The organism is Ornithinibacillus scapharcae TW25, from assembly GCF_000190475.1.
GTDB classification, from domain to species: domain Bacteria; phylum Bacillota; class Bacilli; order Bacillales; family Amphibacillaceae; genus Ornithinibacillus; species Ornithinibacillus scapharcae.
Window position 1 is genome coordinate 1 of sequence record NZ_AEWH01000014.1, and the last position, 15684, is coordinate 15684.

At 35.3% G+C, this 15684-nt stretch carries 15 protein-coding genes; all 15 read right to left on the bottom strand.

Features of this window, described 5'->3' with window-relative positions; all coding sequences use genetic code 11:
- Nucleotides 1-307: 307 nt before the first annotated feature.
- The 15 genes from G5W_RS0103875 to G5W_RS24175 all read right to left on the bottom strand — a co-directional run bounded on the left by G5W_RS0103875 (nt 308) and on the right by G5W_RS24175 (nt 15375).
- Entirely contained in the window at nt 308-1039 is a 732-nt protein-coding gene (locus G5W_RS0103875; RefSeq protein WP_010094397.1) for an ABC transporter permease, read from the bottom strand.
- A complete protein-coding gene (locus tag G5W_RS0103880; protein WP_010094399.1) occupies nt 1027-1770 on the bottom strand; it encodes a hypothetical protein in 744 nt (247 codons plus the stop codon). The genes G5W_RS0103875 and G5W_RS0103880 overlap by 13 nt, the downstream gene beginning before the upstream one ends.
- Nucleotides 1767-2696, bottom strand: coding sequence for an ABC transporter ATP-binding protein (locus G5W_RS0103885; RefSeq protein ID WP_010094401.1), 930 nt, complete (start codon nt 2694-2696; stop codon nt 1767-1769). Before G5W_RS0103885 ends, G5W_RS0103880 begins: the two co-directional genes overlap by 4 nt.
- A 183-nt stretch (nt 2697-2879) precedes the next feature.
- Nucleotides 2880-6923, bottom strand: coding sequence for a thioesterase domain-containing protein (locus G5W_RS22630; protein ID WP_337445653.1), 4044 nt, complete (start codon nt 6921-6923; stop codon nt 2880-2882).
- Nucleotides 6911-7792: a beta-ketoacyl synthase N-terminal-like domain-containing protein gene (locus G5W_RS22635; RefSeq protein WP_010094405.1), complete on the bottom strand. Its 882-nt coding sequence runs from the start codon at nt 7790-7792 to the stop codon at nt 6911-6913. Before G5W_RS22635 ends, G5W_RS22630 begins: the two co-directional genes overlap by 13 nt.
- 4 nt (nt 7793-7796) lie before the next feature.
- Complete coding sequence (locus G5W_RS0103900) at nt 7797-8633, bottom strand: hypothetical protein (RefSeq protein WP_010094407.1); 837 nt, start codon at nt 8631-8633, stop codon at nt 7797-7799.
- Between the two features lie 60 nt (nt 8634-8693).
- Nucleotides 8694-9962 (bottom strand): beta-ketoacyl synthase N-terminal-like domain-containing protein, encoded by a 1269-nt coding sequence (locus G5W_RS0103905; protein WP_010094408.1) that lies wholly within the window; start codon nt 9960-9962, stop codon nt 8694-8696.
- Between the two features lie 32 nt (nt 9963-9994).
- Nucleotides 9995-10255: an acyl carrier protein gene (locus G5W_RS0103910; protein ID WP_010094411.1), complete on the bottom strand. Its 261-nt coding sequence runs from the start codon at nt 10253-10255 to the stop codon at nt 9995-9997.
- 110 nt (nt 10256-10365) lie between these two features.
- Nucleotides 10366-11139, bottom strand: a complete 774-nt coding sequence (locus G5W_RS0103915; protein ID WP_010094413.1) for a polyketide synthase — start codon at nt 11137-11139, stop codon at nt 10366-10368.
- A gap of 3 nt (nt 11140-11142) precedes the next feature.
- Nucleotides 11143-11901: an enoyl-CoA hydratase/isomerase gene (locus G5W_RS0103920; RefSeq protein ID WP_010094414.1), complete on the bottom strand. Its 759-nt coding sequence runs from the start codon at nt 11899-11901 to the stop codon at nt 11143-11145.
- A gap of 46 nt (nt 11902-11947) precedes the next feature.
- Nucleotides 11948-12838, bottom strand: a complete 891-nt coding sequence (locus tag G5W_RS0103925) for a sensor histidine kinase (protein WP_010094416.1) — start codon at nt 12836-12838, stop codon at nt 11948-11950.
- A gap of 17 nt (nt 12839-12855) precedes the next feature.
- The gene (locus tag G5W_RS0103930; protein ID WP_010094418.1) at nt 12856-13656 is read right to left on the bottom strand and encodes a hypothetical protein; all 801 of its coding nucleotides are present in this window, start codon (nt 13654-13656) and stop codon (nt 12856-12858) included.
- Nucleotides 13649-14572: an ABC transporter ATP-binding protein gene (locus G5W_RS0103935; RefSeq protein ID WP_010094421.1), complete on the bottom strand. Its 924-nt coding sequence runs from the start codon at nt 14570-14572 to the stop codon at nt 13649-13651. The genes G5W_RS0103930 and G5W_RS0103935 overlap by 8 nt, the downstream gene beginning before the upstream one ends.
- A gap of 84 nt (nt 14573-14656) precedes the next feature.
- Nucleotides 14657-14860, bottom strand: a complete 204-nt coding sequence (locus G5W_RS24170) for a winged helix-turn-helix domain-containing protein (protein ID WP_237706194.1) — start codon at nt 14858-14860, stop codon at nt 14657-14659.
- A gap of 89 nt (nt 14861-14949) precedes the next feature.
- On the bottom strand, nt 14950-15375 hold the full coding sequence (locus tag G5W_RS24175; protein WP_237706195.1) for a response regulator transcription factor: 426 nt from the start codon (nt 15373-15375) through the stop codon (nt 14950-14952).
- Nucleotides 15376-15684: the final 309 nt, after the last annotated feature.

The following is a 15684-nucleotide window of genomic DNA, read 5'->3' on the forward strand; positions in this document are numbered from 1 at the left end:
ACGTACACACTCGCCAGAATTAAGCCGAATTTGTCTATTTTTGCAGGTTTAAGTAAATTTTTTTTAACCTGGGAAAATTTATTGAAAAAGGATGAATTAATAAAAGGTTTTCACTTGAAATGTACGAGTATCATTAAAACTCTAGAAAAGAAGGGAAATTTGTCCTTCCTTTCTTAAGTTTTTTCTATAAATTTAAATAGAGATGTAGATATCATAGGAATGGTTTGGAAAGGGGATCAGTTTCGCAGACTGACACCCTCTTCTGTAAGTTGTGATTCGTTCAAAAAGGATGATAGAAGTATCATAATTATTTTGATAGAATAATACGTTCCTTCGTAAGATAAATGGAATAGAACCAAACTAATATCCAGGTGAAGACTGTTAACAATGCACAAAGAAGTGAAAATTTCCATGAACTAATATCTAGATATCCTGTAAGTGACCCCACAGGTATACCAATTAATAACAACATTCCAACGAGATAAGAAGGTGCAATTGACAATTCTGAGCTAAGAATCATCGACAATTGTACTGTAAATATTGTTAACCCTAAGTACATAAGTGGTGTAATCAAAAAGATAGTAAATAATAATGCTGCCGGTATCGTTATTAGTTTACTAACTGCATATGTAGCTATTAATGATGAAACAAATGAAATGGTAAAGGTCGGTACAAACACCGCAAAACTTTTCCCTAACCAAATTTCTTCTTGTCTAAGTTGCGTAGATAATAATGCAGATATTACGCCATTTGCCTTTTCTCGGGTAAATGGCCCACTGGTAAAAAGAGGTATACTTATTATCAGTGGTGCCATAGCCAATAATAAGAGAATGTGGAATGTAATTATCTGATAAATATGATCATCATTTTGCCCATTCATCCAGGTCATATTTGGCAAGATAAAATTAGTCATCAATATGGCTAGTATTATAAGTATTCCAAACAAAAAAAGGAGAATATTATAGGACTTCCATTTAATAAATTCATTATAATCACGCTTAAACACGACGGATATTCTTTTAAATTTTAACTTTGACATGATAAAACAATATCCTCCTTGTTTAGTTTCGAACGATTTGCCATACAAATCAGATACAAAATTAATGCGATAGCAATATTCCCCAAAAAGAATAATGGCGTATCTAACGAGATTACATTACGGGCTAAAAGGTTTATAAAAAGTGCAGAAATTGAAGGTAGAAATATGGAGGCAATTACTATTCCATTCTCAACATTTCCTACAAGCCCAACAAAATGAATCAATAAGCTTAAACAGAAGAACATAACTGGTACTGCTAAATATGTACTTAATAAAATCCAAATATTAGTGGATGCAAAAAAGCTTGAGGATAGATAAGTCAAGCTAAAATATTCAGTTAGCAGATACGGAATGAAAACCCCGATAAGTAATCCAGGGATAAACAGGGCAACACTCTTGGCTACCCAAACTTCTTTTACACTTGATGCTGTAGCTAGTAGGGATTCAATCACTTTATTGACTTTATCACGTGTTAGAGGAACTGAAAACAAAACACAATAATTAATCCCTGTTAAAATGAACGCAGTGCTATAACCAATGATTCCTATGTAATAACTAAGACTACTTTTATTGATTAAACCGTTACTCATGATTGGTTCAATAATTAGCTTTGATCCAATTAAACCAATGGCCAAAGCACATATTAATACAATTCCCAAATACACAATAATCAAAGATTTGAATTGAAAGATACTTCTTAAACTGGCATTAATTATTGGCCCCATTCTCATTTATCCTCAGCCTCCCTTACAATATTATTGTACATTTCCTCCAAAGAAGATTCTTTTTTAGCAACTTCATCTACTTCAATACCAACTTTCACCAACTGATTAATGATGTCAGAAGTTTTAACATTAATGGACGGGGTAAATAATAGATTGCCGTCTTGTATTTTATAAAAACCAAAATCTTTCTTTTGCTTAATCTCGTCTAAATTATCTTGATTTATTTCGCTACTCGTATGCACTGTAAGAACATTTTTACCCATCTGCTTTCGCAATTCATCCAGATGGCCATATAATTTGATTTCACCCTTATCGAGCAAAGCAATTCGATTACAAATTTTTTGTACTTCATCCATATTATGAGAACTGAAAAATACTGTCTTTTTTTCATTTTGAACAATATCCAATAATATTTTCCTTATGTCCAACTGTGCAGAAGGGTCAATTCCAGATGTTGGCTCGTCCAGAATTAGAACTTCCGGATCATGGACAAGAGCCCTTGCTAGAGCTAATCTCTGTCTCATCCCTTTAGAAAATGTTTGTGCCTTATCTCTCGCTCGATCAGCTAGACCGACAAGTTCTAATACTTTCCCTATTTTCTTTTTATCTACCGACTTTTCATAAATCATTTGATAATATTCGAGATTAGCAATTGCAGTCATATTGTCATATAACCCATCCCCATCAATAACAAAACCAACTTTTTTTCTAGCTTCATCATCTGCAACATCACGCCCCATAATGGTCGCACTACCAGAATCGTATTTATATAATCCTAATAAAATTCTTATTGTAGTAGTTTTTCCAGCCCCATTTGGTCCAATGAAACCAAATATATCTCCTTGTTCTACTTCAAAACTTATCCCTTTTAAAATGTCACGGTCTTGAAGGGATTTTTTTATATCCTTTACTTCAATTGCTAATTTATGCATAATTTACCTCTTTTCCTAACGTTTTACTAAAAGCATCGTGTAAGGAGTTTTTAGTTAGTTCAACCCCATATTTGAAATAAAAAAGTTCAGATGAAGAAATTCTAATCTAAGAATTTCTTCATCCCATAGAAACACATATGTGATCCTCTTAATCTATATTTTTGCTTAACTAGTATTTAGATGTTATCTCTTCATTTTGATACTCTCGTCTACTTCATCTTTTAATATTTCTAGTATTCTTTCCTCAGATTGACTTTTATCAATAAATACATGATCTCCAGCCATGGTGTATAGCTTAAATGATTCAGTTGTTATATCGTCCCATGCATTCATATCATCTAATAGAACCCTTTCATCGTCGACTCCGTGGAAACCAACAATAGGAATATGGAACTCTTCAGATTGATCATATACATACCTTTCAACAATACGGTACGCGGATACGATCAATGGCAATGTTAGTTTCGTTCCCTCTAGTAGGTCATTGATTGCCTCCTCATCTATCCCCCATCCTCTCATAAAGGCTTTACTTACTAAATCAGAAGATGCAGTAGCCTTAATTTCTTCAAAATCAGGGATATGATCGATACCAAGTAGTTTTAATTCACTTAAAATCTCCATTAAGCTTGTATTCGGTAATACTGGCGAAGTATAACCAGATACAAATAACTTTTGAAAATCAACATCTGATATTTTAGAAAGTTTATATGCCATCCGATAAGCAAACAATGAACCCCAGCTATGACCAAATGTCATACAAGGTTTTTCAGTAAGGACGTCTCCCAAGGCATCGATAAGTGTATCGATAAATTCATCTATGTCTGTTGATATACTTTCATTCATTCTCTCAAAGTCGAAGCCTGGGAGCTTTATAGGACAAACTTCGATTTCTGGACCAAGTCTTTCCTGCCACTCTCTATACATATCCGCACTTCCAAATCCATAAGGAAAACAGAAAATACGGACTTTCGCTTCAGCATTAGGTTTGTAGTCATAAATCCAAGTCTCTATACTGTCAACCGCCTGATTATTCTCCTTAGATTTTAGTTGTCCTGCAAATTCTTCTCCCCCAGGTAGGAATTGAGTCAGTGTTAATGCAACCTCTGTTATAGTTGTTGACTGAATCAAATCTACAAATGATAAGGATGTATCTAATAGCTGGGTTAGTTTACCATGGAATTGTAATCCCATCATCGAATCTAATCCATATTCATCCATTGGAGTACTGATATCTAATTCTTCTGGCTCCATTTCAACAATAGAAGCAAATATTTCACGGACATAGTTAGTTAACATATCCAATCTTTCTTCAGTATCTGCCGCTTCATACCTTCTTAAGAATGAACTTTCCTCTTTTGTTCTTGAGGCAGGTGCTGCTTCCATAAGTTCCTTCATAGCACCAAGATATGCTTCATTAAACTCCTTTAACACAACTCCATCAAGAGAGATTAACGTTTTACCAGATCCATCTAATAGTTTAATTACACCCTTAATCTCACCTTGTTCATCATCGTACTGGAATACATTAATGTACGCATATAACGATTCCGTTCGCTGTATCGATTTGAGTGTCGAATCTCCTAATCTAGAAATCATAAATTTTTTATTTTCCGACATCGAATCAATAGGCACGAAGTTAAATACTTGCGCACAACTATCGATTACCCCTGGATGAATACTCAAGGCATAGTCTTCTTCTTTTACTGCATTATTTTTAATCTTTATTAAGGCTTCGCTTTCTTGATACCAAATTTCATCAACCCATTGGACAGATGGACCAAATCGGAACCCACGTTGTTCCAGAATATTATAAAAACTTTCTCCAGAATTATTGCCCTGGTAATTGGATTTGATAGCGTTAATAGCAACTGTATCCGTTATATCAACATCCTTCTTATCCATGGTCATGGTTCCTTTTACGTGTAAGTTCCACGACCTCTGTTCTTTACTCTTACTATGAAATTGGTATTCAATAACCTGGTTCTTATCTTCTAATACTAATAATATCTCTTTTACCTCATTCTCAAAGATCATCATTGGACTGATAAATTCCATATCTTTAACAACGTAATTCACCTTATCTTGGAGATTATTTACGGTATCTGCAAGCATTTCAGTATAGTATCCGACATGAACGACACCCGAATTATCGATAAGCTCTGGTAAATTTTGATAGTTAAATATAAATGAATATTGCTTTTGTCGATATGGTAAGTCTATTTCCTTTCCTTTTAATGGATTAATGGTATTGGAAATATTCGTATCCATATTCAATTCTTCGAGAGAAGGTGGAGCAATCCAGAATTTTGTCTTTGCAAAAGGATAATTCGGCAATACTGGCTTATGATAGGAGAAGCCTTGATAATAACTATTCCAATTAATTGTAGAGCCTAGACACAATAATTTCCCGAGTCCTTGCAATAACTCTACAAAACTATTATATCCATCACTAACTAATGGAATACATACGACATCTTCCTTTTCGAATAATAAGCTTTTATTCCCATTAGAAGAAGTTGGATCACCTATAACAACAATATGGCGATACCCTTGTTGATATAGTGAATCTAGTGATTTTTCATAGTTAATGGTGGAAGTAAGATTCTTCTTCCAGTCATCGACGGTAAGTTTCTTTGAGCTACGAAGTGCTTCACCTGTATTTGCCAATACATATCGACATTTTGGTTTGGAGAAAACATCATCACTAATACTCTCTCCATACGCTTCTATATCAGTTTCAAATAAACCTGAAGGCATACCAAATTCCTCATATTGCTCAGTTTCAATACCCATTTTAGTAAATTGCAATGATGCTTTCTCCAAATCAGATGCTCGACCAGATATTATAATCTCATTTTGGGAATACGAACCCGAAATATATACTCCTTCCATATCTCCTTGTAGGACTTCTTCTACCTGTTCCAACTCTGCAAAAACTCTAGAAAATTTTATATCCAATTTTCTAGTCAACTTCTGAGCTTCTACAAATAGTTTAACAGCCGTCTCTATATTCATGACGCCAGCAGTTACGGCAGCAATATAATTTCCAGTTCTTTCACCAAATGTAATTTCTGGTTTAATGCCAAGCGATTCCAATAATCGCATCATGGCATATTCTACTACGAACAAGTACATGTACTTAACATCCTGCTTGTCGTCAGAATAATCCTTTTTCAGAAAAGCATCCATTAGTCCTGAACCATAGTACGGTTCGAAGTATTCTAAACAACGATTAAACTCTTCCTCAAAAATAGAAAACATGTGATAAATATCGACTGCGTTTTCTAGTATTTCTTCCGCATTACCCCCGAAGATAAAAGCAATTTTTGGAGGGAATTGTTCATTAATTTTTGCATAATAAGTCTGTCCGTTATGTAATTCATTAAAGGTTGATCGGTTTACAATATTACTTTCAATTATTTGATTAATTCTGTTTCCATTATGATCACCAGACTTGTCCGATCCCACCCGTGCTAAATATTCTTTAAACCGTCCTCTGAAGTCATCTGCGTGCTTCCCTATAAATACAGCACGGTGAGCATAATTCGGACGACAAGCATTCGCGACATAACAAACATCCTTAATATTTGCTTCAGGGTGGTTCTGGAAATACTCGTCATATCTTGCTACTAATTCCTGTAACGCATTTTCATCTTTTGCACTTAAATGTAATAAGTAAGATGGAAAACGATCATGATTCGGTAACTCCTTCTTTGGAGATTCTGACAGGATAATATGAGCATTTGTCCCACTAAAGCCAAATGAACTAATACCGGCAATTCTTTCTTTCCCTTCTGGAACAAACCATGGAGTATGTTCACGAGGTAGCTTTGCTGGTATTTTCTCAAAATTAATTCGTGGATTCGGCACATCTGAATTTGTAATAGGTGGTATCTCCTTATGATAAAGGCTTAGGACAACCTTCATTACGGATGCTACTCCCGCTGCACTTTCGAGATGTCCAATATTCCCTTTAACAGCACCAATCATTAAAGGATTCACTCTATTTTCACTTTGGAATACTTCTGTAATTGCGCCAACCTCAATAGGATCTCCTAGAGGTGTTCCTGTACCATGAGCTTCTAAGTAACTAACTTCATCTGGTTTAATATTACATGCCGCTAAGGCAGACTCCATAACCATCTTCTGTGCTTTTCCATTCGGAACAGTTAAGCCACTGCTAGCACCATCATTATTTACGGAGCCACCACGAATTAACGCATAAATAGTATCTCCATCTTTTTTGCATCCTCAAGTCTTTTTAATACTAGGATGCCGCAGCCTTCACCTCGTCCGTAACCAGATCCATTCGCATCGAAAGGTTTACATTTTCCATCTTTTGAAATAGCGTTCATCATACTTAAATTAGACATGACAATCGGTGAGAGCATTAAATTCACTCCACCTGCTAACGCCATATTACATTCTCCTCGGCGCAAGGATTCAACTGCTATATGAGTACTTACTAAGGAAGATGAGCAAGCCGTATCAATCGACATGGATGGACCATTAAAACCAAGGACATACGATATTCTCCCGGAAGCAATACTTGCGGTAGTTCCTGTTCCGATGTATTGATTAACTTTAGATTGATCCTGTGGAAGCATAGCATATTCATTCGTTCCAGATATCCCAATAAATACACCCGTTTTACTTCCCTTAAGTTGATTTGGGTTTTGGCCAGCATTTTCGAGAGATTCCCAACATACCTCTAATAACTGACGTTGCTGTGGATCCATAGAATTTGCTTCAGCGGATGATATTTTAAAGAATCTCGCATCAAACTCCGATACATCACGTTGTAAAAAGTTACCTTGCTTCACATACATTTTACCGATTGTATCTGGTGAAGGATCATAATGTTCTTCTGCATCCCATCTATCTCCGGGAATATCCACAATAGTATCTTCACCCTTTTTCAATAGTTCCCAATATTCCTCTGGTGAGTTACAACCGCCTGGAAATCTACATGCCATTCCAACAACAGCTACCGGTTCTAAATTTCGATTTTGATTAGCTTCTTCTAGTTGTTTACGTAATTTTTGAATAGTAAAAAGCGACTGCTTTAATAATTTGTTGTTCGATGAATCCTGCATTAAATTATTCTCCTCTCACTATTAAATTTTCATTCGGATAACCTGCAACGTAAACAACTGGTGGGCCGTTTTTCTCCATTTTCACCATGTCTACTTCCCAGGTGTAACCCTCTACTTGGATGGTATCTGTAATCTGTTTTAATTCATCTTTTGTATAAACTCGAACAATCGAAATAAATGTGTCAAACATCATTACTAATGGTGCAATCGGAATTAAGTAGGTAATTAGTAGTCTTCCCATAACGGTCAAAGGTTTTCCTTTCATTACCTTCGCGAAATGAAACCAATAGAAGATTAAAAACAATGGAGAAAGAAGTAATAGAATAGGAAGTGTAATCCACGCGAATGTGGGAGGCATTAACATAACCTCTCCAACAACAATACCCTCACGTTTCTCTGCTGCATTTTTAAGGATGTTTGTAGCAACAGTTGGATTCATGTGATGGAACCCACCAAATATAGTTCTTACACCAGTTAAATTACTCGGCACTTCTGCTGCATCAACTGATTCACGATAATATTCTACTTGTCCTATAAAGTCCTTTGAAACTCTCTCAGCAGATTCTTTATTCGGAAACTTATCTGTAAATGTAAGTTTAATAGACTTATTTTCTTCTTGGACCTCATCTATCATACTAAGCCATGGTCCGCCTGCACCTGAACATAAATCTACAATTTGGTTGGAATTCGTCTTCGCCATTACTTTTTTAACGACGGGAATGATTTGCGTAAAAAAACTCTCTTTAGATGCCATTGAATAAAGTACATCGGTAATAAGATCTCTAGTAAATTTCGGAAACCATTCAAAATCCATAAGTTCAAACAATTGAACTCTTTTCATTTCAAATACCTTCCTTTCCATTTTTTATTTTCAGAGATAATTCTCTTACTTACATACTTGTTAATGGTCTGACTTTCGCAAAATTATGGATGTATTAATGCCACCAAATCCAAAGGAGTTACTCATCACTGTATCTATTTCTACATTGATAGAATGACTACCTGCAAAACGCAAATCGGGATCAATTGGGTTTTCTAAATTCAGATTAGGATGAATAAAGCCGTTTTTCATCTGCTCTATGCATGCAATAAGCTCGATTATACCTGCAGAAGTAAGGCAATGTCCGGTCATACTCTTGGTAGAATTAATCCAAATTCGATTAATCTCATTTTTAAAAACAGATTTTATCGAACGTGCTTCTATTTCATCACCTAATGGTGTAGAAGTAGCATGTGCATTAATGTAATCAATATCTGATATCGATATATTACTTTCGAGTAATGCCTTTTTCATAACAGCAACCTCACCACTCTCCCTCGCATCAGATAGACGATTACCATCTAAGATCATTGCCCCGCCAGCTAACTCTGCCAGTATATCGGCCCCCCTATTTTTAGCTGATTGAATCGATTCTAAAATCAAGCATCCGCTTCCCTGCCCATAAATAAATCCATCATGGTCAGCGTCAAAAGGTCGGCAAGCCGCTTTGGGATCTTTTACCCCATTACCACCAAGTGCCCCAAGATTATAAAAGCTCTGTAGTTCGATTGGTGAAAGATCTGACATTGGCCCAGCCACTAAACACTGATCAGCATAACCTGTTTTAATTAGTCTATAAGCCTGAAGCAAAGCAGAGTTTCCACTTGCAGAAGCCCCGCCTACCGTATAGCCTTCACCATGAATATTAAACAGCTCACTGAGCGTTGCCATAATATTCGTATCAAAAAACTGTAATGCATAGTTAGGGCTCACAAATTCTAGATTATCGAAATGTCGCTCAGCAGTATTAAAATTGAGATTCTGTGAAAGGTTACTTCCAGCTACTATAATGGAGGTTCTACTTGTTGGAGGTTGTTCTAAGCTTAATCCTGCGCATTCCATTGCTTGCAGTGCTGCAGCGACTACTGTCTCCATCATGAGAGGAGCACGTCTCGTCATTTTTTTTACTCTATTAATCATGTCTATTGAAAAATTTGCGTCTAATAAATAGTTTCTTAATGAGAAATCTTTTATTTCTGCTCCGATGTTCACTCCAAGTCCTGTTCTACTATCCTTCAGTTGACTAACTCCCGACTTGCCAGTCCTCAAAGCTTCTGTGAACTCCTCGCTATTATGACCAATAGAACAAACTATGCCATAGCCTGTTATTGCTACCCCTTGATTATTCATCTATGACACTCCTAATCGATACCAACACAGATTCAGCTATTAATATGTAATTCATCGATTGCTATGTCGATAATTTCTACAATATCCTGGATATTCTTTGCTTCTCCAAATTTAATCATCGGTATAGAAACATTGATGCTTTCTAATGTGGTAATAATGATTTCTGCACGGTCTATTGAGTTGGCCCCTAAATCTTGTAAACTATCTTCTATCGTAATTTTTTCGCCTTCCAGTTCTGGAACAATTTCATATATACTTTCTAATAGAACCTCAAATATTTCATTTTTTGACATATTCATCTACATCCTTTTTTAATTCAATTTGTTTATACTGATTATTGAAAGACTTCTAAAGCACCATGTTAGATAGAATCTATTTTTAGTTAGGTTACATCGAATACGAATCAGGCTTGTCTAGGATCGATGTATAGTTTTTGAATATTTTCTTTCACCTCCGGCTGGTGAAAGGTAATATCATGCATTTGAACCTCTTGTTTAATAACTTCAGAAATCGCGTTTCTATGCTCCTTGACCAGTTGATTCTTTAACGTAATCAGAGATAAACGTGGTTTTTCCGCAATTATTTCTGCTAGTTCCAGTGCTTGTCCTAATACCTCTTTACGCGGATAAACTTCAAATGGAATGCCTCGTTTTCTTAATTCCTCGCCACGAAACTTCCGAGCACTTATCAAAATGTCTTTAGCCAGTGTAATTCCTAGCTTAGCAGGAAAAATATAGGTTGAACCAAACCCAGGTGTAAATCCAAAGTTCATAAAGTTAGCTGTATAAACACTTTCCTTAGAAAGAATGATAAAATCTGAGAACAATGCAAACGCCAAACCTCCACCTATTGCATGTCCTTGTACAGCAGCTACTACTGGAATTTCACAGTCTAAAGGAAGGCTGTATATATTAGGGATTCCAGGAGAAATCTTATCAAAATTTGCTTTTCCTTCTTGAATAGCTATTAGGGCATCTTTCGTACCACCTGACGCAAAATAATTATCATACCCGGTAATTACCAATACTTTAAATTTAGTGTTATGTTTCACTTCTTCAAATGCATCTTTTATTCCTAGCAAAAATTCATTTGTAAAAGTATTTTTGTTTTCTCTATCTTGCATTGTAAGTAATGCAATTCCTGGTTTAACTTCCCGTAACTCTACTACCGAATTCATTGTTCAATCCTCCCATGGTAGTACACCATTTTCTACAAATTGATAGATTCGACTCAAGTTATCTTTATCCGTAAATATTTGTCGATTAGCAGAAACAGCACTATTTTTACTCTTAATAAGCGTATCATTTAGCTCAGCCATATAGTTCTTATAATGGATAACCGCTGATTTTGGAAGCTTTGTTAGACGAGTAAGGTGTTGTTTTAAGAGCAAATTACTATTAGGCTGAAAAGCATCAACTAATCCCCAACTATGGGCCTGTTTGACATTGATACCATTTGTCTTTAACGTTAAATAGTTTGCTCTTTGATAACCTATTTTTCTAGTTAGAAAAGGTAGAACCATTGCAGGATATAAACCGAACAATAATTCCGATAAGCTAAATACTGCTGTCTCGTCAGCGATAACGATATCGCTTGCGGCAACAAATCCCACTCCTCCAGCGTTCACATTTCCACGCACGTGTGATATGGTAATAAACGGCCCACTCGCCATCTTCAACCACAAGTCATAAAGTACATCTGGTCTATAGGATTGATCACTACTTTGATTTACATCTACTTCTTGCAGGTCAGCGCCAAAACAAAATACGTCTTTTGACCCTTCAAATATAACAATACTGCACCTTTCCTCACATATCCTCATCACTTGAGTACATTCTTTTATTAGTATCTCATTGATTGCGTTCTTTGCCTCAGGTCGATTGAATTGTATAAAACAGATAGGATCTTTAAAATGAACTTTTATTGTTTTCCATTCCAATCTTATACACCTACTTGAAATTTTAATAACTATGACCCCTAATTTCTTATCTATATAGTGGTAAACTAACGCGGATATCTAATGTATCATCCTCTATAATCGCTTGAGTGCTTCCTCCCATCTGCTCGGCAAGAAGCTTCACGATAGCTAAACCAAGTCCACCAGACTTACCTCTTGCTTTGTCTCCGGTATAGAAACGCTCAAAAAGTCGCTCTCCATCAGAATGTGGTAGATCCCTTACTAGATTTTTGAAAGAAATGATAGCATTATCTTCCACCAGTAGACTCACCTCAATAACCCCTTTAGTATGTTGAATACAATTTTGTATAAGGTTCTTTATAATTCTCTTAACCAGATGTTTATCTGCTAGTACAAAGATAGATTGTGATTCTGTTAATCGAATGGACAAATTTTTCTCTTCCAAGTAAGGAATAAAAGTAACAAGACATTCTCCTACTAGACTATTAAGGTTTGTCCTCTCTAAATCAATCTGGGGCTCTGCATTTGTAAGGTATGAATATTCAAAAAAGTGTTGAATAAGATTCTCTAAATCCTCGGTGTGTTTTTCCGCAATTTTCAGTCTTTTTATTTGCTCTTGAGACAACTCTTCTCTCTTCATCAACTGCTGATACCCCTTAATAGCTGTAAGTGGCGTGCGCAAATCATGGGAAATATTCACGATTAATTCCCTGAACTTCTTATCTTCCCGTATTCCCTTAAGGCGGAGATTTTCCTCCACCTTAAGGTACTTATTAATATTCGCTGTTAGTCTATTGATATCTTTATTGATTAACTCAATACTTACAGGCTGACGGGTATTCTCTCTCAACCGTTTTTCAAGTTGCATATTAATTTTACGCACTTGTAGTTGTATAAGTCCGATATAGATGACTAATACAAAAATTATTACTATCAGTACAACAACTACAATCTTCACTTTGATCAGCCTTCCATTTATTTAATTTCTGATTTTTTAAATGCTCCATTAGCAATGCTAAGCATCCAGACTATAAACAAGAAGCAAACACCGATTGCTTTTAATATGTCGCTAACTTCTGAATCCATTGCTAGCACCTGATTATTAACAGAAAAAGGGGTGATGGAAAGAAACTTTTCGATTGCTGTAATCTCTGTCCCTATTCCTCCTAAGATTTGTAATACTAATATAATCCCGAACCCTAAGAATATAACTAAAGAAGTCTTTCTTAGAACAAATGCTAGAATGATCCCTATACTCATTTGGGATGCATATGCTAGCATCATAACAAACATTATGACAAGCATTTTCCCAATTACTGCACCTGTTAAACTTAAATCCGTCTGATTTGCTAATATATGGAGAAATACAGATGCGGAAAACGGTTCGGAAAACTCTGCTCCAGTGGCAAATGCAATGATGGTAACTACTGCGTAGGGTAAAATCATAAGAAGTACTAATAGATATAGGACGATTGCCTTACTTATAATGACAACTCCTCTACCCATACCACATGAAGAGATGGTATCATTGATAGATTTATTGCTAAAATCGCTACAGATATATATCCCTGCTAAAAACGGTCCGACAATTGCTATCGTCATCACATCACTTAATCCCGAAATAGGACCACTTATTTCCATACCAATCTTTCCTTGTGCTACTAAATAGGACACAAATGTCACAATAGCAGCGGCAGCCCACATAATTAAAAACAGGATTTTTATAGGTTTAGACTTTTTTAATTTATATAGATCAGCCTGAATGATATTAATCATTCTTTTCTCCTCCAATAACAGAAATAAAATAGTTTTCTAACGTGTCTCCCTCAACAGAAAAATTGGTTGTAATTATCCCATTCTCAAAAATTGTAGTGGCTACTTTCTTCTTATCATCTACATAATCATATAGCTTAATAGTCTTGTCAGGCATTAGCTTATAATTTGTTGTCCCTAAATCGTTTTCTAATATTACTAATAGATCCTCTGGTTTTTCACACTCGATAAGAATATGTCTTTGACATTTATTCTCTAACTCTCCTAGAGTTAAGGTTTGTTTAATCTCCCCATCATGGATAATAATATAGTCGGTTGCTACCTGATATAATTCTGGTAGATTATGACTGGAAATAAGAACCGTAATATGTCTTTCTTCACATAACTTCTTCAGTAATATCCTTATCTCTTTAACCCCTAATGGATCAAGCCCGTTAATTGGCTCGTCTAGAATCAGTAACTCAGGATTGTTTATCAGTGAAACAGCAATTCCTAATCTCTGTTTCATACCAAGTGAAAAATCTTTCACCTGCTTTTTCCCCGTGTCTCCCAATCCAACTAACTCAATGAGTTCATCCTCAAGCTCTACATTTGAAATTCCGCGTAAAATTCTATGATACCGGATGTTCTCCTTAGCAGATAAACCTAAATTGAGACTCGGTGATTCTATCATACATCCTATTCTTTTACGTTCTGCTTGAATTGCTCTAGCACTCTCTTTCCCAAAGAGTTCCATGCTACCGGATGTAGGGAAGCTAAGTCCCGCTATAACTCTCATTAATGTACTTTTACCTGCCCCATTACTTCCTATTAGTCCATATATTTTTCCGGGGTCTAATGTAATGGATACGTTACGTAACGCATCCGTCTGACGAAATGTCTTGGTTAACTCATTTGTTTTTAAAATGTAATCTGCCACTCATCATCACCTCGATACTAACTATAAACACTAAAAGTTAAGAAAAGGTTAAGAAATAAAAAAAGGTTTAAGAATTTTTTTTACTTAAACCTTATACAAGCGATATCCTAACCCCCAGACTGTTTCAACATAGTCTATTTCCGGATTAATAGTTTTTAATTTATTTCGTAAATTACTGATATGCGTTTTTACCGCATTATCATCTCCTAAGTATTCTTGATTCCATAGAGATTCGTAGATGTTACTTTTGGAATATACTTTTTCAGGATTTCGCATTAGTAATTCCATAATTAGATATTCCTTGCCGGTAAGTTCTATTTCCACTCCGGAGATGGTCAGTTGTTTTTTAGTAATATCTAATTCTAAATCTCTATATTTCAAAATGTTATTTGTTTTTTCTGGCTATTATAATGACGCAGGTTAGTCATAACCCTAGCTGCAACTTCGCCTAGGTTAAATGGTTTAGTAATATAATCGTCTGCCCCTAAACGCAATAAGTCGATCTTAGTAGTAACCATATTTTTAGCTGATATGATTATGATCGGTATGTCATGTTGAGAACGTATCTCTTTTAAGATTTCCTCACCACTTTTATATGGAAGCATAATGTCCAATAAAATCAAGTCGTATTGATTACGTTGTGCTTCATATAAACCATCCATTCCATCAAGTGCTGTACTCACTTGATATCCTTCACCTTCTAAAGTCTCTGCTAATAATTTACTTACATCTACATTATCTTCAATAATTAATATTTTTTCCATCGCTCTAGACCAGAAGAAGCGCAGGTTTATACCTAGCACTTAACTTCAAACTGTATCTGCTCTTTTAGAAGATACAGTTATTTCTCCTTTCCTCAAAAGTCTATTTTACTAGTGTAATATTGAATGAACATACGTTATTTTAAATTTCTCATTTAAATAAGAGAGGTTTAAATCTGGTATAAGAGAAAATATATTTCATTGTCTTATATCGCTAAGCCATTACCCTCTTCCATTATAATTATAATACAATTTTTCCATATTGTAGTTGATAATTTACATAATTTATTGAAAAGTCTATATTTAAGATAATAGTACTATATAAATGAATTAATTATATCTATTGATTAT

Excerpts from the sequence above, each read along its gene's own strand:
- G5W_RS0103885 (WP_010094401.1), bottom strand. The coding sequence starts at position 2,696 with ATGCATAAATTAGCAATTGAAGTAAAGGATATAAAAAAATCCCTTCAA.
- G5W_RS0103900 (WP_010094407.1), bottom strand. The coding sequence starts at position 8,633 with ATGAAAAGAGTTCAATTGTTTGAACTTATGGATTTTGAATGGTTTCCG.
- G5W_RS0103915 (WP_010094413.1), bottom strand. The coding sequence starts at position 11,139 with ATGAATTCGGTAGTAGAGTTACGGGAAGTTAAACCAGGAATTGCATTA.
- G5W_RS0103880 (WP_010094399.1), bottom strand. The coding sequence starts at position 1,770 with ATGAGAATGGGGCCAATAATTAATGCCAGTTTAAGAAGTATCTTTCAA.
- G5W_RS0103875 (WP_010094397.1), bottom strand. The coding sequence starts at position 1,039 with ATGTCAAAGTTAAAATTTAAAAGAATATCCGTCGTGTTTAAGCGTGAT.
- G5W_RS0103930 (WP_010094418.1), bottom strand. The coding sequence starts at position 13,656 with ATGATTAATATCATTCAGGCTGATCTATATAAATTAAAAAAGTCTAAA.
- G5W_RS24170 (WP_237706194.1), bottom strand. The coding sequence starts at position 14,860 with ATGGAATTACTAATGCGAAATCCTGAAAAAGTATATTCCAAAAGTAAC.
- G5W_RS0103905 (WP_010094408.1), bottom strand. The coding sequence starts at position 9,962 with ATGAATAATCAAGGGGTAGCAATAACAGGCTATGGCATAGTTTGTTCT.
- G5W_RS0103910 (WP_010094411.1), bottom strand. The coding sequence starts at position 10,255 with ATGTCAAAAAATGAAATATTTGAGGTTCTATTAGAAAGTATATATGAA.
- G5W_RS22635 (WP_010094405.1), bottom strand. The coding sequence starts at position 7,792 with ATGCAGGATTCATCGAACAACAAATTATTAAAGCAGTCGCTTTTTACT.